This window comes from Pantoea sp. JZ29, assembly GCF_035190385.1.
Lineage (GTDB): Bacteria > Pseudomonadota > Gammaproteobacteria > Enterobacterales > Enterobacteriaceae > Pantoea > Pantoea stewartii.
In genome coordinates this window covers 236686-258218 of the sequence record NZ_CP045241.1, presented here as the reverse complement: position 1 = coordinate 258218, position 21533 = coordinate 236686, and the positions used below count along the sequence as shown (strand labels likewise).

Annotated in this window: 18 protein-coding genes, 1 pseudogene and 1 riboswitch; of the genes and pseudogenes, 9 read left to right on the top strand and 10 right to left on the bottom strand. The window is 56.3% G+C overall.

Annotation, left to right across the window (positions count from 1 at the left end):
• Window positions 1-40 precede the first annotated feature (40 nt).
• A complete protein-coding gene (locus GC090_RS01195; RefSeq protein ID WP_324020702.1) occupies window positions 41-1873 on the top strand; it encodes an ABC transporter ATP-binding protein in 1833 nt (610 codons plus the stop codon).
• On the opposite strand, the gene GC090_RS01190 is transcribed toward GC090_RS01195, so the two are convergent.
• Window positions 1870-2994: a GNAT family N-acetyltransferase gene (locus tag GC090_RS01190; RefSeq protein ID WP_324020701.1), complete on the bottom strand. Its 1125-nt coding sequence runs from the start codon at window positions 2992-2994 to the stop codon at window positions 1870-1872. The genes GC090_RS01195 and GC090_RS01190 overlap by 4 nt on opposite strands.
• 192 nt (window positions 2995-3186) lie before the next feature.
• Here GC090_RS01190 and GC090_RS01185 point away from each other — a divergent pair, with 192 nt between their 5' ends.
• On the top strand, window positions 3187-3792 hold the full coding sequence (locus GC090_RS01185; protein WP_033738302.1) for an alpha/beta hydrolase: 606 nt from the start codon (window positions 3187-3189) through the stop codon (window positions 3790-3792).
• A gap of 23 nt (window positions 3793-3815) precedes the next feature.
• On the opposite strand, the pseudogene crcB reads toward GC090_RS01185, so the two are convergent.
• Window positions 3816-4192 (bottom strand): annotated as a pseudogene (gene crcB / locus GC090_RS01180) (fluoride efflux transporter CrcB).
• A 93-nt stretch (window positions 4193-4285) separates the two neighbouring features.
• Window positions 4286-4362: riboswitch (Fluoride riboswitch) on the bottom strand.
• A 233-nt stretch (window positions 4363-4595) separates the two neighbouring features.
• Here crcB and GC090_RS01175 point away from each other — a divergent pair.
• The gene (locus GC090_RS01175; protein WP_324020700.1) at window positions 4596-5519 is read left to right on the top strand and encodes a nucleoside hydrolase; all 924 of its coding nucleotides are present in this window, start codon (window positions 4596-4598) and stop codon (window positions 5517-5519) included.
• Window positions 5520-5555: 36 nt separating this feature from the next.
• On the opposite strand, the gene GC090_RS01170 is transcribed toward GC090_RS01175, so the two are convergent.
• Complete coding sequence (locus GC090_RS01170; protein WP_039342818.1) at window positions 5556-6584, bottom strand: zinc-binding alcohol dehydrogenase family protein; 1029 nt, start codon at window positions 6582-6584, stop codon at window positions 5556-5558.
• 139 nt (window positions 6585-6723) lie between these two features.
• On the opposite strand from GC090_RS01170, the gene GC090_RS01165 reads away from it, so the two are divergent.
• Window positions 6724-7626: a GntR family transcriptional regulator gene (locus GC090_RS01165; protein WP_054632905.1), complete on the top strand. Its 903-nt coding sequence runs from the start codon at window positions 6724-6726 to the stop codon at window positions 7624-7626.
• A 169-nt stretch (window positions 7627-7795) separates the two neighbouring features.
• Window positions 7796-9148 (top strand): MFS transporter, encoded by a 1353-nt coding sequence (locus GC090_RS01160; RefSeq protein WP_006121144.1) that lies wholly within the window; start codon window positions 7796-7798, stop codon window positions 9146-9148.
• Between the two features lies 1 nt (window position 9149).
• Here GC090_RS01160 and GC090_RS01155 read toward each other — a convergent pair whose 3' ends face one another.
• The 5 genes from GC090_RS01155 to mntP form a co-directional block, all read right to left on the bottom strand.
• A complete protein-coding gene (locus GC090_RS01155) occupies window positions 9150-10535 on the bottom strand; it encodes a hypothetical protein (protein ID WP_324020699.1) in 1386 nt (461 codons plus the stop codon).
• Window positions 10528-11448: an alpha/beta fold hydrolase gene (locus GC090_RS01150; RefSeq protein ID WP_172913593.1), complete on the bottom strand. Its 921-nt coding sequence runs from the start codon at window positions 11446-11448 to the stop codon at window positions 10528-10530. The genes GC090_RS01155 and GC090_RS01150 overlap by 8 nt, the downstream gene beginning before the upstream one ends.
• Before the next feature lie 71 nt (window positions 11449-11519).
• Window positions 11520-12356: a fumarylacetoacetate hydrolase family protein gene (locus GC090_RS01145; RefSeq protein WP_006121146.1), complete on the bottom strand. Its 837-nt coding sequence runs from the start codon at window positions 12354-12356 to the stop codon at window positions 11520-11522.
• Window positions 12357-12609: 253 nt separating this feature from the next.
• Window positions 12610-12687 carry a stress response protein AzuC gene (azuC, locus tag GC090_RS23240; protein WP_416381882.1) on the bottom strand — a complete coding sequence of 26 codons (78 nt, stop codon included), beginning with the start codon at window positions 12685-12687 and terminating at the stop codon, window positions 12610-12612.
• Window positions 12688-12796: 109 nt separating this feature from the next.
• The gene (mntP, locus tag GC090_RS01140) at window positions 12797-13369 is read right to left on the bottom strand and encodes a manganese efflux pump MntP (RefSeq protein ID WP_033738352.1); all 573 of its coding nucleotides are present in this window, start codon (window positions 13367-13369) and stop codon (window positions 12797-12799) included.
• A 304-nt stretch (window positions 13370-13673) separates the two neighbouring features.
• Here mntP and GC090_RS01135 point away from each other — a divergent pair, with 304 nt between their 5' ends.
• The 3 genes from GC090_RS01135 to GC090_RS01125 all read left to right on the top strand — a co-directional run bounded on the left by GC090_RS01135 (window position 13674) and on the right by GC090_RS01125 (window position 18653).
• The gene (locus GC090_RS01135) at window positions 13674-13916 is read left to right on the top strand and encodes a DUF1158 domain-containing protein (protein ID WP_033738354.1); all 243 of its coding nucleotides are present in this window, start codon (window positions 13674-13676) and stop codon (window positions 13914-13916) included.
• Window positions 13917-14533: 617 nt separating this feature from the next.
• Window positions 14534-16147, top strand: coding sequence for a malate dehydrogenase (quinone) (mqo, locus tag GC090_RS01130; RefSeq protein ID WP_033738313.1), 1614 nt, complete (start codon window positions 14534-14536; stop codon window positions 16145-16147).
• A gap of 121 nt (window positions 16148-16268) precedes the next feature.
• The gene (locus GC090_RS01125; protein WP_054632901.1) at window positions 16269-18653 is read left to right on the top strand and encodes a phosphoketolase family protein; all 2385 of its coding nucleotides are present in this window, start codon (window positions 16269-16271) and stop codon (window positions 18651-18653) included.
• On the opposite strand, the gene GC090_RS01120 is transcribed toward GC090_RS01125, so the two are convergent.
• The gene (locus tag GC090_RS01120; protein WP_033738356.1) at window positions 18650-19237 is read right to left on the bottom strand and encodes a LysE family translocator; all 588 of its coding nucleotides are present in this window, start codon (window positions 19235-19237) and stop codon (window positions 18650-18652) included. The two genes, GC090_RS01125 and GC090_RS01120, sit on opposite strands and share 4 nt — an antisense overlap.
• Window positions 19238-19372: 135 nt before the next feature.
• Between GC090_RS01120 and GC090_RS01115 the strand changes: the two genes are divergently transcribed.
• The gene (locus tag GC090_RS01115; protein WP_162286661.1) at window positions 19373-20863 is read left to right on the top strand and encodes an aminotransferase-like domain-containing protein; all 1491 of its coding nucleotides are present in this window, start codon (window positions 19373-19375) and stop codon (window positions 20861-20863) included.
• Here GC090_RS01115 and GC090_RS01110 read toward each other — a convergent pair.
• A complete protein-coding gene (locus GC090_RS01110) occupies window positions 20830-21453 on the bottom strand; it encodes a glutathione S-transferase family protein (RefSeq protein WP_033738317.1) in 624 nt (207 codons plus the stop codon). The two genes, GC090_RS01115 and GC090_RS01110, sit on opposite strands and share 34 nt — an antisense overlap.
• Window positions 21454-21533 lie beyond the last annotated feature (80 nt).

The window sequence follows — 21533 nt, the reverse complement described above, 5'->3', positions numbered from 1 at the left end:
CACTAAGCTGTAATTCTTATCGAACGGAAAGAGTAACTGTATGTTGTATCGTCGTTTCGAACGTTTTATCAATATTTTTCAGGATGCCCCCACCGATATGCCGCCCTCACGGGTCTGGCCTTTTTATTTTTACTACCTGCGCCAGGTGTGGCCGAGCTTCGCCGCACTGCTGGTGGTGGGGCTGGTGGGCGCGCTCATTGAGGTGGCGCTGTTCAGTTATCTGAGCCGCATCATTGATCTGGTTAACCATTCCACCCCGGCTACGCTGTTCCACGATAACTGGCCAACCTTACTCTGGATGGGCTGCGTCGCCCTGATACTGCGGCCGATGTTTATTGCGCTGCACGATATGCTGGTTCACCAGAGCATTAATCCCGGCATGACCAGCATGATTCGCTGGCAGCACCACAACTACGTTTTGCGTCAGAGCATGAATTTTTTCCAGAACGATTTTGCGGGCCGGATTGCGCAGCGCATTTTGCAAACCGGCAACTCGCTCCGCGATTCTGCGGTGCAGTTGGTCGATGCCATCTGGCATGTGCTGATCTACGCCGCGACGGCGCTGGTGCTGTTCGCCGAAGCGGACTGGCGTTTGATGATTCCGCTCATTATCTGGATTGTGCTTTACAGCGCGGCGCTGCGCTATTTTGTGCCGCGCGTAAAGGCCCGTTCCGTGGTGTCCTCAGAAGCGCGCTCGAAACTCATGGGCACGATTGTGGATGGTTACACCAATATCGCTACCATCAAGCTGTTCGCCCATAGCGACCTGGAGCGGCAGTACGCACGTGAGGCGATTCAGGAGCAGACAGACAAAACGCAGCAGGCTAACCGCATGGTAACCAGCATGGATTTGACGCTGTCGACGCTGAACGGCGTTCTGATTGTCGCCACGTCCGGCCTGGCGCTGTGGCTGTGGAGCGCATCGCTGATTAGCGTCGGTGCCATTGCCCTGGCGACCGGCCTGGTTATCCGTCTGGTTAATATGTCCGGTTGGGTGATGTGGGTGGTGAACGGCATTTTTGAAAATATCGGCATGGTGCAGGACGGACTGAACACCATTTCCCAACCGCTTAGCGTGCAGGATGCGCCCCAGGCGAAACAGCTCAGAGTGACGCAGGGGGAGATTCGCTTCGACAACATCCGTTTTAACTATGGTGGCGAGCGGCAGGTGATTAATGGCCTGAACCTGACCATTAAACCGGGGGAAAAGATTGGCCTGATTGGACCTTCCGGTGCCGGAAAATCGACGCTGGTCAATCTGCTGTTGCGTCTTTACGACCTGAACGGCGGGCGCATCCTGATTGACGGTCAGTGTATTGCCGAGGTGACGCAGGAAAGCCTGCGCAGCCAGATTGGAATGATCACCCAGGATACCTCGCTGCTGCACCGCTCTATCCGCGAAAATCTGCTCTATGGCCGGCCCCATGCCAGCGAGGAAGAACTGCAACTGGCTATCCGTCGCGCCCGCGCCGACGAATTTATCCCGCTGCTGTCGGATTCCCAGGGCCGGACGGGGCTGGATGCGCATGTCGGTGAGCGCGGCGTAAAACTGTCTGGCGGGCAGCGTCAGCGCATAGCCATTGCGCGCGTGTTGCTGAAAGACGCGCCGGTTCTGATCATGGATGAAGCCACTTCCGCCCTTGATTCAGAGGTGGAAGCGGCGATTCAGGAAAGCCTGGAGTCGTTGATGCAGGGTAAAACGGTGATTGCCATCGCTCACCGTCTGTCCACCATTGCAAAAATGGACCGGCTGGTGGTGCTGGAACACGGCCAGATTGTCGAAATCGGTAGCCACCAGGAACTGCTGGCACAAAATGGCCTGTATGCCCGGCTCTGGCAACACCAGACCGGCGGGTTTGTTGGGGCGGACTAGTCGCCGCGTCGGTAAGGCAAGGCGTCCCGGGCTTCCTCGGCCCACAGGTGAACGCCCTGCCGCTCCTGCTGCAAAAAATCGTCAACGGCGGCGCGCAGGCCGGGATGACACAGGTAGTGCCAGGAGTGGGTAATCTGCGGTTCGAAACCACGCACCAGCTTGTGTTCGCCCTGCGCGCCCGCATCGAAGCGTTGCAGGCCTTCGGCGATGGCGAAATCCATCCCCTGATAAAAACAGGTTTCGAAGTGAAGCTGGTTAAATTCCGCCAGGCAGCCCCAGTAGCGGCCATACAGGCTTTCCCCGTCTTTAAGGTAAAAAGCCATCGCTGCGGGCTGCTGCTGCAAACGGGCAATGACGACGCGAATGTTTTCCGGCAGACGCGCGGCCAGTAAGCTAAAAAAGGCACGCGTCAGATAAGGACGCTGACCGCGCACCGCGTACGTGTTGGCATAGCAGGTGTACACAAAATCCCATTGATCTTCACGCAGTTGATCGCCGCGATACCAGTCAAATTCAAAGCCGTTCAGGGCGATCTGCTCCCGTTCCTTGCGCAGCTGTTTGCGCTTGCGTGACATCAACGTATCCAGAAAGTCCTGGAAGTCGCGATAGCCGCGATTGTGCCAGTGATACTGGCAGCCCAGCCGCGCCAGCCAGTCGGGTTGTTCCGCCAGCAGCGCGTTAGCGTGAGAGTCGGTGAAATTGATATGCGCGCCACTCAACGCCTGGCGCTCCAGCCAGTCTGGCAGCCTCGACAGCAGACGGATAGCGGCATCGGATTTGCCCAGCACGCGCGCGCCCGTTACCGGGCTGAAGGGAATGGCACCGAGCCATTTCGGATAGTAAGCGATACCGGCTCGCTGACAGGCATCGGCCCAGGCGTGATCGAACACGTATTCACCCTGTGAATGGCTTTTTTGGTAGCCGGGTAGCGCGGCGCAGAGTTCACCCTGCTCACGCCAGACCAGATGGGCTGGCTGCCAGCCCCTTTCCGGCCTGACGCTGCCGCTGTCTTCAAGGCTCAGCAAAAAGGCATGGCGCAAAAAAGGCTGATCATCAGGCAGCAGCGCATCCCATTCAGCGGCGGGAATGTCGGATAACGTGCTCAGGGTAAACAACGACATGCATAACTCCAGACGGCAAGCGGTGACGTTTCAGTCAAGCAGGTTTTACGTTACAGGGAAAGGGAGACGGCACGTAATGTTTGCCTTCCCCTGTACGACAGGCGGCCTTCCCGGCGGTCAGTTTGATTTTGACGTTAACCGGTGTAACTGTTCAAATACCTGTCAGACAACACAACTTTTACAGGAACCGGCATGGCAAAAGCACTGGTGATTTTTCTGCACGGCGTAGGCAGTAACGGCGACGATCTGGCACCTGTCGGCGACTATTGGGCAACCTTGTTACCCGATGTGGTCTTTGCCTCACCGGATGCGCCTTATGCTTTTGAACAGGGCATGGGCTATCAGTGGTTCAGTCTGGCGGGCATTACGCCGGAAAACCGTCCAGGGCGGGTTCGCGAAGCCCGTGAGGCGTTTGACCGCGTTCTGCGTGACCTGATGGCGCAGCATGATATGGCAGAATGCTGGGAGAAGGTCATCCTGGTGGGCTTTTCTCAGGGCTCGATTATGGCGCTAGATCTACTGGCCTCTGGCCGTTATCCCCTGGCGGGCGTGGTGGCATTTTCCGGCCGACTGGCCTTTGACGGCCCACTGACACCACTCGCGCATACGCCAGCCCTGCTGATCCATGGCCGGGCTGATGCGGTGATCCCCGTCAGCGAAAGCGAGTCAGCCGCGGCCCGCCTGAAAGCTGCGGCGGTTCCGGTCGAGGCATTGATTGAGCCACAGACTGGCCACACGATTTCAGCCGAGGGCGCCCTGCACGCCGCCAGCTTCATCGCTCAGTGTCTGCAGGACTGATGGCATCCGGTTTCGCGGCGGCGTTAACCCAACAGGTTAATCAGCGCGAAACCGGCAAAACTCATCAGCAACGAGCCAATGACATGCACCAGCGCGCTGCTCATCGCCCAGAGATATTTTCCGGACTGCAACAGGGTCATTAATTCTGCGGTAAACGTGGAAAACGTGGTGAGCCCGCCACATAAGCCTGTAATGATCAGTAACCGCCAGGCGGGATCGAGCTGGGGATTTTTAATAAACCAGGCCATGGCCCCCCGATCACAAAGCCGCCAATCAGATTCACCAGCAACGTACCCGGTGGAAGATTGGGGAAAAACGCATTGAAACGCATACCGAACCACCAACGCAGTACACAACCTACGCTGCCGCCCACAATCACAGCGAATAGCGGTTTTAACATCTTATACTCCCGTTAACAGGCATTGTGCAGAAGACGGTGGAGGGTCAGCAAATACCGGCACCTGACGCTCCCGCTCCCACGAAAGGATAAAGGATAGTGTCAGGCGTCATCAGCCGCAGGGGAAACCTGCTGGCGGTTGGGGAAGGTGGAACGCCATCACCTTGCGCAGGCAATCATACGATGCCTTTTTCTGACTGGCAACTCAGACCATGTGAACGCGCGCCCGTGATGTGCGGCTGACATGCTGTGTCAAAAACCCGACGCGGGTAGCCTTAAAAGGGGGGAGAATTCAGGTTTCCCCTTTTTCCGTTTTCCGCTTAAATAAATGACGGCTTTTACGCTTGCCGCGCCCACACAACGATTGTCGCCCCGGGTGAGGCGCTCACGCTTTCTGGAGAATCCTGTGCGCACTGTCATTTTTGATACTGATATCGGCGTGGATGATGCCTTTGCGCTGGCCTATGTCGCGCGGACGCAACATCTGCTGGGCATTACCACGGTATTCGGCAACGTTGCCGTGGGCCAGGCGGTGAAAAATGCGCGGCTCTTTTGCCAGAAAATGGCGATTGACGTGCCGGTGTACCGCGGCTGCGCCCGTCCGCTGGCACGGGAACCGAGCGCACCTGCCAGGCTGCATGGTGAAGACGGTTTAGGGGATGCGTTTGATAATCCGTTTAGCGACGACGCGCCCGGTGCCGTGCAGTTTATTATCGACAGCGTTCGTGCTAATCCCGGCGTCATTACGCTGGTGGCAATCGGTCCCCTTACCAATATCGCCAGCGCCATCAATCAGGCACCGGATATTATCCCGCTGGTCAAAGAACTGGTCATCATGGGCGGCGCCTTTGGTACCGATGGCCACAGCGGGAATGTGACACCGTTCAGTGAATTTAATATCTGGAAGGATCCTCATGCTGCGGATCAGGTCCTGTCCTCGGCCTTGCCGGTTATTCTGATCCCGCTGGATGTTACCCATAAAGTGTTGATCAATAGCGATGAGGTGGATCAACTGCAACAGCCGATCCTGCGGGCGATCTGCCGCCCTTATCTGGCGTACAGTCTTGAGAAGGAAGGATTTGCGGGAATGGCGTTGCATGACACGCTGACGATATCCTGGCTGTGTTTGCCCGAGGCATTTACGCTGGTGGAAAGCCCACTGCGGGTGATTACCGAAGGCATCGCCTGTGGTCAGACGGTGCGCCAGATCAGCACGCTGGCTTCCCGTCACAACCCTTTTCGCGATTTGCCCCGACAACGCATCGCATTGGGCGTGGATGCCGACGCCGTGCGTCGCCACTTTTTCCAGTCGCTCTCCGGAACGGCGTAGCGCGTGCGGAGACAGCGCCCCCCGTTGTCTCCGGCTTCAGCGATCAAAATCGATAACGCCCTTAATTAACGCTCGATTGTTGATGACCTGCGCCTCAAAGTGTTCTGCCAGCGTCGAAAACGCGAAACGCCGGTTGAGCATCATATCGGCACGTAACGTCCCGGCCGCCATGAGTTCACGCACCCGATCAAAATCCTCACGGGTGGCGTTACGGCTACCCATGATCGTGCTCTCCTTCTTGTGAAACTCACTGTCAGGAATCACCAAATCCCCTTTATGCAGACCGACATACACGACTGTTCCGCCATGGCGAATCAGGCTTACGGCCGCGTTCATCGCCGCAGGATTGCCTGTGGCATCAAGCACCTTCAACGGCAGCCTGCCATCAAATTCGTTTCGCAGTGAGGTTATAAACGCCGCATCAGCCGGATTGAGTGCACAGAGTCCCAACTGCTGACTGACGTGCTGACGGCGGTAATCACTGGTATCCGCGACCACCACCTGCGCGCCGTTAGCAGCGGCAATGGCGGCAGCCCCCAGGCCGATCGGCCCCGCCCCCACGACCAGCACCTGCTCGCCCTGCGCCACCGCCGCTCGCCGCACCGCGTGGGCGCTGATGGCAAAAGGCTCAATGAGCGCTGCGGCTTCTGGCGCAAGATCGTCCACCACCAGCAGGTTAGCTGCCGGTACGCAAAGATAGTCGCTAAAGCCGCCATCCTGATGGACACCCATCACCGAAATGTTTTCGCAGCAGTTGGTTTTACCGCTGCGGCAGGCATCGCATTCAAAACAGGAGAGATAGGGAATCAGTGCCACCCGCTGTCCTGCGGCTAAATCGTGAACGGCAGCGCCTGTCTCCACCACCTCCGCACAGAGTTCATGGCCGAGGACACGCGGATAGCTAAAAAAGGGTTGGTTTCCTGCCCAGGCGTGAATGTCGGTGCCGCAAATGCCTGCGCTGACGATTTTAAGCAGCGCTTCAGTCGCGGCAGGCCGGGGTTGAGCGCGTGTAGCCCAGACCAGCGAACGCGGTTCTGCGATGACTAAGGCTTTCATAGTGGTCATGGCTACTCTCCGGTTATCAAAAGCGCAGTTATGGCGAATCTGGCTGCGGCACCGTATTCCCCTCTTCTCACTTTGTGAACCAGAACGGCTTTTTTGGGCCTTCAATGGTTTTTAATGCATAAAAAACCGGAGCCCCCGCATGAGCCGCAGCCAAAATTTACGCCATAACGTCATCAACCATATGCTGGAAAGCATCGCCCAGGGCCACGTTCAGTCGCCGCTGCCACCGCAGGCCGCCCTGGCCGAAATGTTCACAGTCAGCCGCACGACCGTGCGTCATGTGCTGAGTTATCTGCATGAGCGAGGCGTGCTGGAAAAAGTCAAAGACAGCTGGGTTATTGTGCGCGCGCCGGAGGCGCAGGACAGCCTGAACGCGGTGATGCCGCCGATTGATCAACAGGCCAGTCTGGTTGAAAAGCGTTTTTTCGATCTGATCAATCAGCGACAGTTGCAGCCCGGCGATACCTTCAGCGAGCTGCAACTGGCAAAGCAGGCCAATGTCAGCCCGGTGGCCGTGCGCGAATTCTTACTGCATTTTATGCGCTACAACCTGCTGGAACCGGTCAAACGCGGCCACTGGCAGATGAAAAAGTTTTCGCAGACGTATGCGGAAAAGCTGTTTGAGCTACGTGAAATGCTGGAAACCCATGCCCTGACGCGTTTTTTAAACTTGCCCATGGACGATGAACGCTGGATTCAGGCGCGCGATCTACTGGATCGGCACCGATCGATGCGTGAGACCATTGCCAGCAACTATCGCCATTTTGCGGCGCTGGATAAGCAGTTGCACTCGCTGATTCTGTCTGCCGCCAATAACCCGTTCTTTAATCAGTCGCTGGAGATTATTTCCGTTATTTTCCATTCGCACTATCAGTGGGATGAAAGCGATCTGAAGCAGCGCAACATCGTTGCCCTGGAGGAGCATATGGCGATTTTGTCTGCGTTAATCGGTCGCCGGGATGTGGATGCGCTTTGCGCCCTGCACAGTCATCTGGCCACAGCCAAGCGATCCATGATCCGCAGCATTAATCAGTACAATTAAAAACCGATTAAAAACCGCAAAGCATTAGCTCTCGCACGATTTTGAAACAACTTTACAACATCTCTGCTTTATCGCCCTTACTCTTCATCGCAACGCGCCGGCGGCCCTGTGCCGTCGGGCATCCTTAATGCTCACAATAATGATAAATCGCCTGCTCAGGGAGATTGCCATGGAAAACAGATCGGTTATTGATCGTTCAACCTCGCCCGCCGCCGCTGCACCTGATGAGGCGTTTGTGCCGTTGCGCAGTGATATCGTGCGCTCGCCGCGCATCCGTAAAGTCCAGATTACCGCCATGCTGTTGCTGCTGCTTGCCGCCATCATTAACTACCTTGATCGCAGCTCGCTGTCGGTAGCCAATATGACGATTCGTGAGGAGATGGGGCTGAGCGCGACGGAAATTGGCGTGCTGCTCTCGGCATTTTCGCTGGCTTACGGGCTGGCACAACTGCCCGCTGGCGCCCTGCTGGACCGCAAAGGCCCACGTATTATGCTGGGCGTGGGCATGTTCATCTGGTCACTTTTCCAGGCCGCGTCCGGACTGGTGCATAACTTTACTCAGTTCGTGTTGGTGCGCATTGGCCTCGGGATGGGTGAAGCGCCCATGAATCCATGTGGCGTAAAGGTCATCAATGACTGGTTCAACATTAAAGATCGCGGGATGCCGATGGGGATGTTTAACGCCGCCTCGATGATCGGATTATCGGTGGCGCCGCCGATCCTGGCGGCCATGATGCTGCTGCTGGGCTGGCGCGGCATGTTTGTGACTATCGGTATTTTAGGGATTTTCCTCGCGATCGGCTGGTACATGACTTATCGCGACCGTGATAACAACACCTTAAGTGCGGAAGAGATCCATTATCTGCAGGCGGGCAGCGTGGCATCGCGTAAAGCGCCGATCAGCTTTCGTGAATGGCGCGGCCTGTTTAAGCAGCGCACCATGTGGGGCATGATGATTGGCTTCAGCGGCATTAACTACACCGCCTGGCTGTATATTGCCTGGCTGCCGGGTTATCTGCAGTCGACCTATCACCTTGATCTTAAGAGCACAGGCTTACTGGCGGCGATTCCTTTCCTGTTTGGCGCAGCCGGCATGTTGCTCAACGGCTATGTGGTGGATGCGTTAGTGAAACGCGGCTGGGATGCGGTTAAAACCCGTAAGGTGTGCATTGTCAGCGGCATGGTTTTGTCTGCGGGTTTTACCGCCTTCGTCACGCGCGCCACTGAGACCACCAGCGCCGTCACCCTGATTGGCATGGCCCTGTTTTGTATTCACTTTGCGGGGACCTCATGCTGGGGCCTGATCCACGCTAACGTGACCGCGCGCATGACAGCCTCCGTAGGCAGCATTCAAAACTTCGCCAGCTTTATCTTCGCGTCCTTTGCTCCGGTGATTACCGGCTGGATACTGGACACCACGAAGTCCTTCAGCCTGGCGCTGATGATTTGTGCCTGCGTAACCCTGATGGGCGCACTGGCCTATCTGGTGCTGGTTCGCAAGCCCATCACCGACGGAGCCTGACTCAGGTCAGCGCCCTGATGCTCACGCCATGACGGGCGCCGTAACGCTGAATACCGGCGATCGCTGTCCCGACAGTGAGCGGCGGCGGCGCAGGCAGCAGCGGTGCCCGCTCACGGAGCGCCGCGTCAAACTGCGAAACACTGGTGACATCATGAGGAAAACGCGTTTCATCCACACCGACCAGCGCGCCTTCGTCTTTGGCGAAGGTAAGCAACTGCTGCCAGCGGGCGATGTCGGCCAGCCCGATGCTGTCGGCCCCTTGTGAGTACAACAGCATATCGATGTAGCGGAACGGCGGCTGTTTTTCCAGAAAACGCTGCAGCGCATCTGCCGAGGCGGCAGAGGGGAACATCAGCCAGAAGGGAATCGCCTGTTGCTGCATACTGCACCAGGGATCCAGCAATATAAAGCTGTCTACCGTAAGCCGGGTGGGCAGCACGCCTGCCGCCAGATACCAGTCACGGTAGATTTCCGCCACCACAAAACTCAGCGCCTCCGGTTGCTCATAACGAATTTCCATCAGCGTCCAGCGTTGAGCTTCTGCCAGTTTTTTCAGAGGAGAGATCAGGTAACCGTCCAGCCCCCATTCGGCTTCAGGGACGTGATCGGTGATGGCAGGCGGCGTCCAGCGCGCCCGATCAACCCCTGCCCGCGCCAGATATTCCGCAACGCGGGTGCCGCCCTGCAAATACTCGCTTTCCGTTGCCCCACCGGGTGCGCCAAACTGGAAAAACGAACGGTCGCTGGTGCGGGTAACCGGCCACTGGCGCGTGCAGTGATTGATAAACAGGGTCGCGCCTGCGGGCAATCCTCCCAGCAGAAATTCATTAAAGGCGAGTGGCATATCGCGTAATTTAAGCCGGAAAGCCTGCATATTTTCGAGCAGCAGCCGGTCCTGACTCGGATCCTGCCTGTGATGGACCGCCAGCCTTGGCCAGGTCGCCAGCAGCGCCGCGGCCACCGCTTTGCCTTGTTCAAAGCCGGCCTGGGCATCATCCGGATCGCTGGGTTCCACGCGCACCGGGCACAGAAACGTTTGCGGTAGCCAGGGCGTTCCCATCGCCGCCGCCAGATGGATCAGCGCACCGTTCGATGCGCCGATAAATGCCGCCGGATACTCGCGCTGCGGGTAGGCACTCACCATCCATTCGGCGATGCCTTCCACATCCAGCTCACCCGCCTGTTTCGGGCTGATTCCGTCCGCCTGGCCACTTATCGCATGGCCCCATTCACGTAACCGGCTCGGTAGTCGATCCAGTGAAGGCAGTAACCGGTCCAGCATCGATGACGAACGGGTCAGGGGCTCATCGCGCAGTGCACTTGCCAGAGCCAGCAACATGGTTGCTGCGGAATCAAAGCGGGCGATGCCCTTCGGCGGTTTACTCATCGGCGTTCTCCTGCTGAATACGGGCCAAAAAGGGTCGGATCGCATGGCAGAAGCTCCATGGATAGACATAGTGCAGCCGGTGGGTACCGCCGCGCAGGGTGATTTTTTCACACTGAGGCAACAGCCCCGCCAGCTCATCCAGCCAGCGCGCCGGACAAACCGGGTCCCGCGAACCCCGGAGCAACAATGTGGGGGCCGTCAGATACGTCAGATGGTATTCAATCGGATCGTTAAGCATGGCGCGCAGCGTGCCAAATACACGGGGGAGACCGGCTTTCGCCCAGTCGATGCGGGCCAGCGGGTCAGGTGAACGGTGGGCTTCCAGTCGGCTGTTGCGCCAGCCGCGCCAGAGCTGGCGCAACAGGCTTCGCGCATGGCGATCGGCTGTGGGCCCCTGTAGCACCAGTCCGGCCACGGCGTCCGGGTGTTTATCCGCCAGCGCCGCCAGCACCTGACAGCCAAAGGCGCTGCCGACCCAGATTGCCCGCCGGAAACCATTGTGCTGGAGCCACTGCCACAGGATATCGGCCAGTTCACTGACGGAAAGCACCGGTGCCGATGCGGGCAACGCGCTACCGCCAAAGCCGGGCAGGTCGGGGACCAGCACGTGATAGTCCCGACCCAGCGCGAGGGCCAGCGCCTCCATCGAACGGCCTGACATCGCCAGACCGTGAAGCAGGACGACAGGTAAACCATGAGGTGCGTCGGGCGTCACGCGGGTGAACATGCGCCAGTCACCGATCTGTTGATAGTAACCCGCCAGTCCCGCATGGTGACTACGCGGTGAAACAGGCGGCGTTTGTTTCATTTGCTGCCAGCGCTTCGCGCCCCACAGCACTGCGCCTATACCTAAACCAACCCCTGCGGCCACGGCTATGCCCTGTCGCCTTTTACACCGGATGGTACGCCTCATCAGCTGCTCCTGTTCCTGGGTACTTATTGAGTGTAGGACGGGATCGGCAGAGAGGCAGTGAATACGCTGCGTCAGGCGACAGGGTTACGCAGGCAACCGATTTTTTCTATCTCGACTTCCACCACGTCGCCACGGAACATGAACAGGGGCGGCGTCCGTTTTTTCCCTACGCCGCCGGGGGAGCCGGTGATAATGACATCGCCGGGTGATAGCGGACTGAAGGCAGAGATATATTCGATAATGCTGGCGACCGGATGCACCATGCTGGCGGTGGTATCGTTTTGCACTTCACGACCGTTCAGTCGGGTTTTAATCGATAACTGTTGGGGATCAGGAATCTCGTCCGCAGTCGTCATCCAGGGGCCAAATCCTCCGGTCTGCGGCCAGTTTTTCCCGGCGGTAAACCAGGTAAACTGCATGTCACGCACGGTGGCATCCATAAAGCAGCTGTAACCCGCAATGACGTCCAGCGCGTCGGCGGCCTTAACCCGATGCGCCGGTTTACCAATAATCACCGCCAGCTCACCCTCGTAATCGAATTCCTGGGTAGTCAGCGGTTTTTGCAGCGGTTGCTCATGGCCGGTCAGTGAATCAGCAAAACGGATAAATAAGGTTGGCGCGTCCAGCGTTGCGGCAAACTCCTGGCGTTTATCCGCGTAGTTCATTCCTACGCAGAAAATTTTTCCAGGCTGCTCAATAACGGGAAGAAACTGCACGGCAGAAAACGCGTGATCGACGGGCATGTTCTGAAAGGCGGCAAGATCGGCCAGAGAAGAACGCGTCAAAAAGGTTTTTAAATCCGGGCAGGCTTTGCCCAGGCGCATCCCGACATCGATCACGCCCTGTTCCCGAACGATACCCACGCTTTTTTTCCCCTGAGCGGGAAGATAAAAACTGCATAACTGCATTGCTGCCTCTTTTATTATGTCGGGCGATCCACCCGTGTTGAGAATAAATCGGCGCGCAGAGTAGCAAAAAACATGACGGAAATCGTACTGCGATTGGCACAGTGGATGTCCAGATGTATCACAGTATGTCAGGCGGAATGCGAGACCAGTGCGGGCTGAACAGAGAGGCGGAGACAGGCGAGAAGAACGACAAAATGAGGTGATAATCACCGGTCATTCCCTGACCGCGACTATCGAGGGTAAAACGTGGCGCTTAGTTCAGCGCACCAGGTGGTACGTGTTTAAAGGTTTCCACATACGCGTGAAACACGTACTTAAATAAACGTTTCATACAGCATCCAGTTAAAAATTTGTTGAATAACTACAGGAAAAGTATAGCTCCTGCTGTTTTAATCAGCAATAAATTTTGAACCAGATCACAAAATACGATTTTGCGGGCGTTACTGAAACAGCCCGAGATGCTCGGTGAGGATGGTGGAGCCGATGGCGATGAGGACCAGTCCGCCCAGCACTTCGGCCCATTTACCTAAAACAGGCCCAATGAAGCGGCCGACCAGCACACCAGTGGTAGCCATAACGGTAGTGGCGGCACCGATTGTCAGAGCCGTGGTGACGATATTAACCTGAAGGAAGGCCAGCCCCACGCCAACCGCCAGCGCATCCAGGCTGGTGGCAACGGCGGTCGCCGCCAGGACCATAAAACCATGGCTTTGCGGCGCTTCGCACGGTTCAGACGCCGTTTTACGGAAGCCTTCCATCATCATTCGGGCACCCAGGAAAGCCAGCAGGAAAAAGGCTATCCAGTGATCCCACGCGGCAACATACTGGCTGGCAGCAAGACCCAATGCCCAGCCAATCAGCGGCGTCAGGGCTTCGATACAACCGAAAATCAGACCGGTGCGCACGGCTTCTTTCAGGCCCGGGCGATGCAAGGTCGCACCCTTGCCCAGCGCAGCAGCAAATGCGTCCATCGACATTCCAAAAGCAAGAATCAGGGTGGCGATAAAGGTCATGATTTGTTCACTTGGGATGAAAAGCCAGCATTTCGTGCTGAATTCATCACACATATGGCTCGGTTATTAAAAAGTGCGCGCAGTCTATCACGCAATAATCGTTATAAAAAGACAATAAAATCAGGGATTTAAGTATAGCAAAGGCTATAACTCATAACAATCGCTATGAATGTCTCTAAGTTAATGTCATTTAAGCCTTTTCTTTGCAATGCACAGCGTGACTTCCTGCCCTGAACAGTCCGTCATTGAACCTTCCCGCGGAATGCCGGAAAATGGCGGGCTGGTAAATACGGAATTTTTGTCCATGACTAACCCCTTCGAATCCCTGATCATTCCCGGCGGCATTTTACTGTTGGGCTTTCTCTCTGCCCTTCTGCTTCCCGCTCCCGCGTTTAGCCTGGCCGTCGCGCAGCACCTGCAACAGATGTTCCATCTGCAGGACCTTAATCAGCTTTATACCGTGGTCTTTTGCCTGTGGTTTTTACTTTTGGGCGCGCTGGAGTTTTTTGTTATTCGCTTTATCTGGCGCCGCTGGTTTCGGGCGTAATCACGCCGTCAGGGCGACATCTGCCTGCTGCCCCTCTTTTTTTAAAAGACTGAATTACTGAGAGGCTGGCGGTGGAGAACCTTTGATCATGCAAAGCGTCAGCGATGCGGCGCGCTTCCTTGCCGTCGGTCAGTCACCTGGCTGGCTCTGAGGTCACAAAAATGTAACATTTGTTTTACAAGATAGCCTTCGCCGCCTTATCGATTAAAAATTCAACGCAAAGAATAAATTTCAATAATCCCTTTTTTTCATTAGGTTAGATTATTCCTTTCGCTAAGTTACATTTTCATACCGCACCATTATGGGGCAATCCCGCAACATCCTCTTTTACTTAACCCGTTGAGTTAGCTGCAAAAAAGGCTTATGGCGCGCCTGTTATTATGATTCTTTCTTATGCTGAATCATTTCTGCATTTAAAAAATAAACAAATGTTTAATTCGAACGCGAGAATGTTATATTTGGGCAACAAAGCATAACGTTCAGTTAACTCGTTATCGTCGCTTTAACCTATACCTGAGTCTTAACCCGGAAATAGCGCAACGCGCTCGACAGAAGCGTGACTATTTCGCCTGCAACACTGTTGAGCTTCAGGTCAACAGAAGAGGAGATGTCGCCTCATGTGCAAATCAGCTGTAAATCTTGCGCTCACAATGAGTGTTAGCGGAAAGGACACCACCGGGGCGCAGGAGCGTAAAGACGTCGATGTGCTACTCATTGGCGCTGGCGTCATGAGCGCCACCTTAGGCACCTGGCTGCAGGATCTTGAGCCAGACTGGTCCATTGAAATGGTGGAACGGCTGCCGCATGTGGCGGAAGAGTCCTCTAATGGCTGGAACAATGCCGGTACAGGCCATGCCGCGCTGGCCGAGCTGAACTATACGCCGCAGAGAGCTGACGGCAGTATCGATATCGCGAAAGCCATTGCGATTAACGAAGCCTTCCAGATTTCTCGCCAGTTCTGGGCCTATCATGTCCAGAAAGGCAATCTGCATACGCCAAAAAGCTTTATCCACAGCACACCGCATATGAGCTTTGTCTGGGGCGATGACAACGTTAACTTCCTGCGCAAACGCTTTAATGCATTACAGAAAAGCACTTTGTTCCGTGGCATGGCTTACTCTGAAGATCCACAGCAAATTGCGAAGTGGATTCCGTTGGTGATGAAAGGCCGTCCCGCCAGTCAAAAAGTGGCCGCGACCTGGACCGATATGGGCACCGACGTCGATTTCGGTGAAGTGACGCGTCAGTTGATTGCCTCACTGGAGAAAAAAGCCAGTTTCCGTTTGCGCATGAGCCAGGAAGTTCGCGACATTACACGCCTGAACGATGGTCGCTGGCAGGTTACCCTTGTCAGCCTGACAGACGGTTCACGTCGTACGTTAACCGCCGGTAAGATTTTCATTGGCGCAGGCGGTGCGGCGTTGCCGTTGCTGCAGAAGGCTGGCGTTCCCGAAGCCAATGGCTATGCGGGCTTCCCGGTCGGCGGCTCTTTCCTGGTGACCGAAAATCCCGATGTTGTGAAACAGCATATGGCGAAGGTCTATGGTAAAGCGAGCGTCGGTGCGCCGCCAATGTCCGTGCCGCATGTGGACACGCGCGTTCTGAACGGCAAACAGGTTCTGCTGTTTGGGCCGTTCGCGACCTTCTCGACCAAGTTCCTGAAGCAGGGTTCGCTGCTGGACATGTTTGCCTCGCTGAACAGTACTAACCTTATGCCGATGATCAAAGTCGGACTGAAAAGCTTTGATCTGGTGAAGTACCTGATGGATCAGGTTCTGCAAAGCGACCGTGACCGGATGGACGCGCTGCGCGCCTATGTTCCGCAGGCGAAGCAGGAAGACTGGCGTCTGGTGACCGCAGGTCAGCGCGTGCAAATCATCAAGAAAGATGAAAAAGAAGGCGCGGTATTGCGTCTGGGCACAGAAGTGGTGTCGTCGGAAGATGGCTCGATCTCGGCACTGCTGGGTGCTTCGCCGGGCGCCTCAACAGCGGCACCGATCATGCTGGAACTGCTGCACAAGGTCTGTCCAGAGCAGATGGCGTCACCGGAATGGCAAAATAAAATTCGTGCCGTTGTGCCGTCCTGGGGCCGCAAACTTAACGGTGACGTCGCCCTGACTGAAAAAGTACTGGCTGAAACCAGCCGCGTCCTGCAACTGCCGTATACGCCTGTAACGCCGGTGGCCGCGAATGACGAAGGCCGTGAAACTGCCTATGTCGTCGGTAAATAACCGTCTTCTACCTGTCTGAGGCCTCGCTTGCGAGGCCTTTTTGTTTGCCGCTTGCCTGGTTGACTCCCCCATTCTCTATTAGGGTTAGTGCATCGTCTGACGTAATGCAGGAGAAAATGGCATGGCTCAACCGAACACGGCACACGAACTCACGTTACTTGATCGCTACTGGCGCGCCGCTAACTATCTGTCTGTCGGGCAGATTTATTTGATGGACAATCCGCTGTTACGCGAGCCATTGAAGCCAGAGCATATTAAACCGCGCTTACTGGGCCACTGGGGCACCACGCCCGGACTGAATTTTATCTATGCCCATCTGAACCGGATTATTCGTCAGCGCGACCTCAACCTTATTTATGTCTGTGGTCCCGGCCATGGCGGGCCTGGCATGGTTGCGAATACCTGGCTTGAGGGGAGCTATAGCGAAATCTATCCGCATATCCGTCAGGATGCCGACGGCATGCAGAAGCTGTTCAAACAGTTTTCTTTTCCGGGCGGTATTCCCAGTCATGCGGCACCCGAAACCCCGGGCTCGATCAATGAAGGTGGAGAGTTAGGCTACTCACTTTCTCATGCCTTTGGCGCTGTCTTTGATAACCCCGATCTGATCGCGCCCTGCATCATTGGCGACGGCGAAGCCGAAACCGGGCCGCTGGCCTCCAGCTGGCACGGGATTAAGTTTCTTAATCCCCAGCGCGACGGTGCCGTGCTGCCCATTCTGCATCTGAATGGTTATAAGATTGCGAATCCAACGATTCTGGGCCGCGCCAGTGACGACGATCTGCGTCAGCTGTTTCGCGGTTACGGCTATGAACCGCTGTTTGTCTGCGGTCATGAACCTGAAGAGATGCATCCGTTGATGGCCGACACGCTGGATCGCGCTTTTTCAGAGATTGCCAGCTTTCAACAGGCCGCCCGGCAGGGCTCACCAATGAAGGCCATTCCCCGCTGGCCGATGATTATCCTGCGCAGCCCTAAAGGCTGGACCGGGCCGAAAACGGTAGACGGCAAGAAAGTGGAAGGTTTCTGGCGGGCGCACCAGGTGCCCGTAGCGGCCTGCCGCGAAAACGAAGACCACCGTAACATTCTGGAAAACTGGCTGCGCAGCTATCAGCCTGACGATCTGTTTGATGAACAGGGGCGGCTTAAGCCGGAACTGCAGGCGTTGGCCCCGCAGGGCGACAAACGTATGGGCGCGTCCCCGTTTGCCAACGGTGGTTTACTGCGCCGTGAATTAGTTACGCCTGATATTCGCGAATTTGCTTTCGATACACAGCAGCCCGGCTCGCAGGCCGGACAGGCAACTGAACAGTTTGGCCGTTATCTTAACGCCCTGTTCCAACGCAATCGGGACAATTTCCGCGTGTTTGGTCCGGATGAAACCGCCTCTAACCGCCTGACGCCGGTATTTGACACCACCAGCCGCACCTGGCTTGAAGCTATTGAGCCTTATGATGAGCAGTTGGCCCCCGATGGTCGGGTAATGGAAATTCTCAGTGAACATCAGTGTCAGGGCTGGCTGGAAGGATATCTGCTTACCGGCAGGCACGGATTATTTAACTGCTACGAAGCCTTTATTCACATCATTGACTCGATGTTCAATCAGCATGCCAAATGGTTAAAGGTGACACGCAAGCTGGGCTGGCGTCAGCCCATCTCCTCGCTTAACTATCTGCTGTCTTCTCACGTCTGGCGTCAGGATCATAACGGTTACAGTCATCAGGATCCGGGCTTTATCGATCACGTTGCCAATAAAAAAGCCGACATTGTGCGTATTTACCTGCCGCCCGATGCAAATACGTTGTTATGGGTGGGCGACCACTGTCTGCGAACATGGGACCGCATCAACGTGATTGTGGCCGGCAAACAGCCTGCGCCGCAGTGGCTGGACATGGACAGCGCCATCGCCCATTGCGAGGCCGGAATGGGTGAATGGCACTGGGCCGGCACAACCCCACAGGGCGCAGAGCCGGATGTGGTGATGGCCTGCGCGGGTGATGTGCCCACCATGGAAACGCTGGCGGCCGTCGATCTGCTGCGAAGTTATCTGCCGGACCTGCGCATTCGGGTGGTTAACGTGGTAGACCTGCTGGCGCTGCAAACGCAGAAACAGCATCCTCACGGCAAGTCAGAAGAGGCGTTTGATGCGCTGTTTACCGCAGACAAGCCGGTGATTTTTGCCTTCCATGGTTACCCCAGTCTGATCCACCGGCTGACCTATCAACGCAATAACCATCGTAATTTCCATGTGCATGGCTTTAATGAAGAGGGCACAACTACCACGCCTTTCGACATGACGGTGCTGAACGAGCTGGATCGCTATCATCTGGCGCTGGCGGCCATCAGGCATATCCCGGGGCTTGCCGATCGCCATCCTGAACTGCCTGACGATCTGCAGCAGCGCCTGGCAGAGCATCATCGCTATGTACGGGTCTATGGCGAAGATGTGCCGGAGGTGCAGAACTGGAAGTGGCCCTCCGCCAGCGCCCCCGGCGCACCGGACTAAACCGCTTTCAGGGCATCGGCCAGCATCCAGATCGTCGTTACCACCAGTGACAGCGCCATCAGGCTGTTGAACAGCTGGCGTTTCCAGGCGATTTGCAGGTGACCGCGCAGGCGGTCACCTAACGCCGCCCACAATAATATGCAGGGCAGGTTGAGCAGCATAAAACTCGCCATCACGATCAGGACGTGACTGTTGGCGCTGTACAACAGCGCCACGTTGCTGGCCATTAACCAGGCTTTAGGATTCACCGCCTGAAAGCAGGCACCGCCGAGAAACGTCATCGGCTGAGGCTTGTGCCGGGCCTCAGGTGCAGCCGCACGAAATATTTTCCAGGACAGCCACAGCAGATAGCTACATCCCACCAGCGTAAGCGGCAAGCGGATGGATGCCATCCAGTGCAGCAACAGCTCCAGTGTCATGCCCGCAATAACCGTTTGCAGGCCGCATCCAAGTAAAATGCCAAACACCATCGGCAGCGTCCGGCGCATACCAAAATTCACGCCGGAAGTGGCAAGCAACAGGTTGTTAGGACCCGGCGTAATCGACATCACGGTGACATAACTGAAAAAAGAGGGATCAAGCATCATGGTATTCCTGACAGGGAGACAGAGCACCATGCTACGTTGCGAAAAGTGATGGTAACAGGGACAGGAAATGGCTATTTTGATGGGTACAATCACGATGATGTCAAACTGTACCTGTCGTGCCAGGAGGCAATTGTGTCCCTTGAAATTCAGCCTGAACAAACGCTTTACCAGCAACTGGCCGATAGCTTCGCAGAGGCCATTCATCAGGGTACTCTCAAGCCTGGTAAGCGCTTACCGGCTATCCGTCGCGTCGCCCAGTCGCACCAGGTGAGCGTGAACACCGTGCTGAATGCCTGGCAGCTGCTGGAGAACCGTGGCCTGATTGAGGCACGACCGCAATCAGGCTATTACGTGCGCGGCGTCCTGCCTGTGGTCACCCGGCATACTCAGCACGCTGCTCGTGTGATACGCGATCCCAGCAACGAAAAGCTGGATTTGATCGATAAAGTGTTCGCCGCGCAGAATCATCCTGATTACATCAATATCTCGCTGGCCTGTCCGCAGGACAGCGAACTGTTCCCCTCGGCCCGGTTAGCCCGCATCACCGCCTCATTGCTACGACGCAATCCCAACCTTATCGGTCGCTATGCGCTTCCGCCCGGTAGTGAGCGCTTACGGGAGGAGATTGCGCGACGCGCATTACATGCGGGTCAGTCACTCACCGCCGATGATATCACCCTCACCCATGGTTGTATGGAGGCGTTGCAGCTGGCATTGCGCGCGGTGACGCAGCCCGGCGACTGCGTAGGGCTGGAATCACCTACCTACTTTTTTTTGTTCCCTTTGCTGGCTTCACTCGGCCTCAAAGCGCTGGAAATCCCCACCGATCCGCAGCGTGGTTTGTCGCTGGATGCGCTGGAAATGCTGCTGCAGGAAGAGCGACTTCAGGCGATTGTGGCGATGCCCACGGCACAAAATCCGCTGGGTTACTGTATGAGCCTGCCCGACAAGAAAAGGCTCGCAAGGTTGGTAAATACTTACAAAGTGCCGCTCATTGAAGACGGCCTTTACGATGAATTGCAGTTTGACTGGCCGCTTTCCCCTGCCGTGAAGGCCTTTGACGAGCAGGGCTGGGTTTTATACTGCACCAGCTTTACCAAAACCGTTGCGCCGGATTTCCGTGTCGGCTGGATTGCGGCCGGACGCTTCCACGATGCTATCGCACGGCTTAAAGCCGTGTCATCGATGGCTGAGTCCGCTCTGCTGTCAGAGACGCTGGCAGAGTTTCTTGCCAATGGCGGTTATGACCATCATCTGCGTAGCCTGCGGCGCTGTTATGCCAGCAATCTGGATGAGGCGCGAGGGTTAATTGCCCAGCATTTTCCCCAGGGCACGCAGGCCACGTTGCCGCGCGGCGGCTTTGTTTTTTGGGTGGAACTGCCGGGCAACGTGAACACGACCGAGATGTTCTCTCGTCTGCTGAAAGAGCAGATCTGCGTGACGCCCGGCGCGCTGTATTCGCTGAGTGAGCGCTATAACCATGCACTGCGCCTCTCGTGCTGCTATCCGTTTACCGATCGCTACATTCGCGCTATCGCCCGCGTCGGTGCCATCGCCTGTGAACTTGCGGGCCTGCCGCCGGGTCGGGCTCAGGGCGTTCCGTTCCGTCCCCAGATTGTATAACCATGACGTTCAGTCAGACGCTCGTAATAGGTCCGGACAGCCGGCAGGTCGGGATGATCCAGCGGGGTTTCAAACCAGCGGTTCACGGCAAGGCCAATCGGGATATCCGCCAGCGTGAAGTTGCGTCCGGCGACATAGCGACCGGTGTGCTCCAGCTGCTGGTTGAGAATCCCCATGGTATGGGACCAGCCTTTGCAGGCCGCAGCTAACAGGCGGGGATCCTGATGCGCGGGCGAATGGCGCACCAGCGACATAAAGGCATAGCGCCACGAGGTGTTAAGTTCGGTTGATTGCCAGTCCATCCACTGATCCACCGGCGCGCGCGCGCGCGGATTTTCCGGGTAAAGCCACTCGCCGCCATAGGCCGTGGCCAGATAGCGCAAAATAGCGTTGGATTCCCACATGACAAAGTCGTCGTCGAGTAATACCGGGATCATGGCATTGGGATTAAGCGCCATAAATTCTGGCGAGTGAGTGGATTTGAAACCTTCGCCCCACTCTTCGCGTTCGTAAAGCAGGTCCAGCTCGTCACACAGCCATAATACTTTGCGCACATTGATTGAGGAGGCGCGTCCAAGAATTTTTAACATAGCAGGCTCCATCCGGTTGCTTAACTTATTCATAGCCCTGTTAACTGACATAAGCAATTGCCCGGGCATGAAAAAACCGC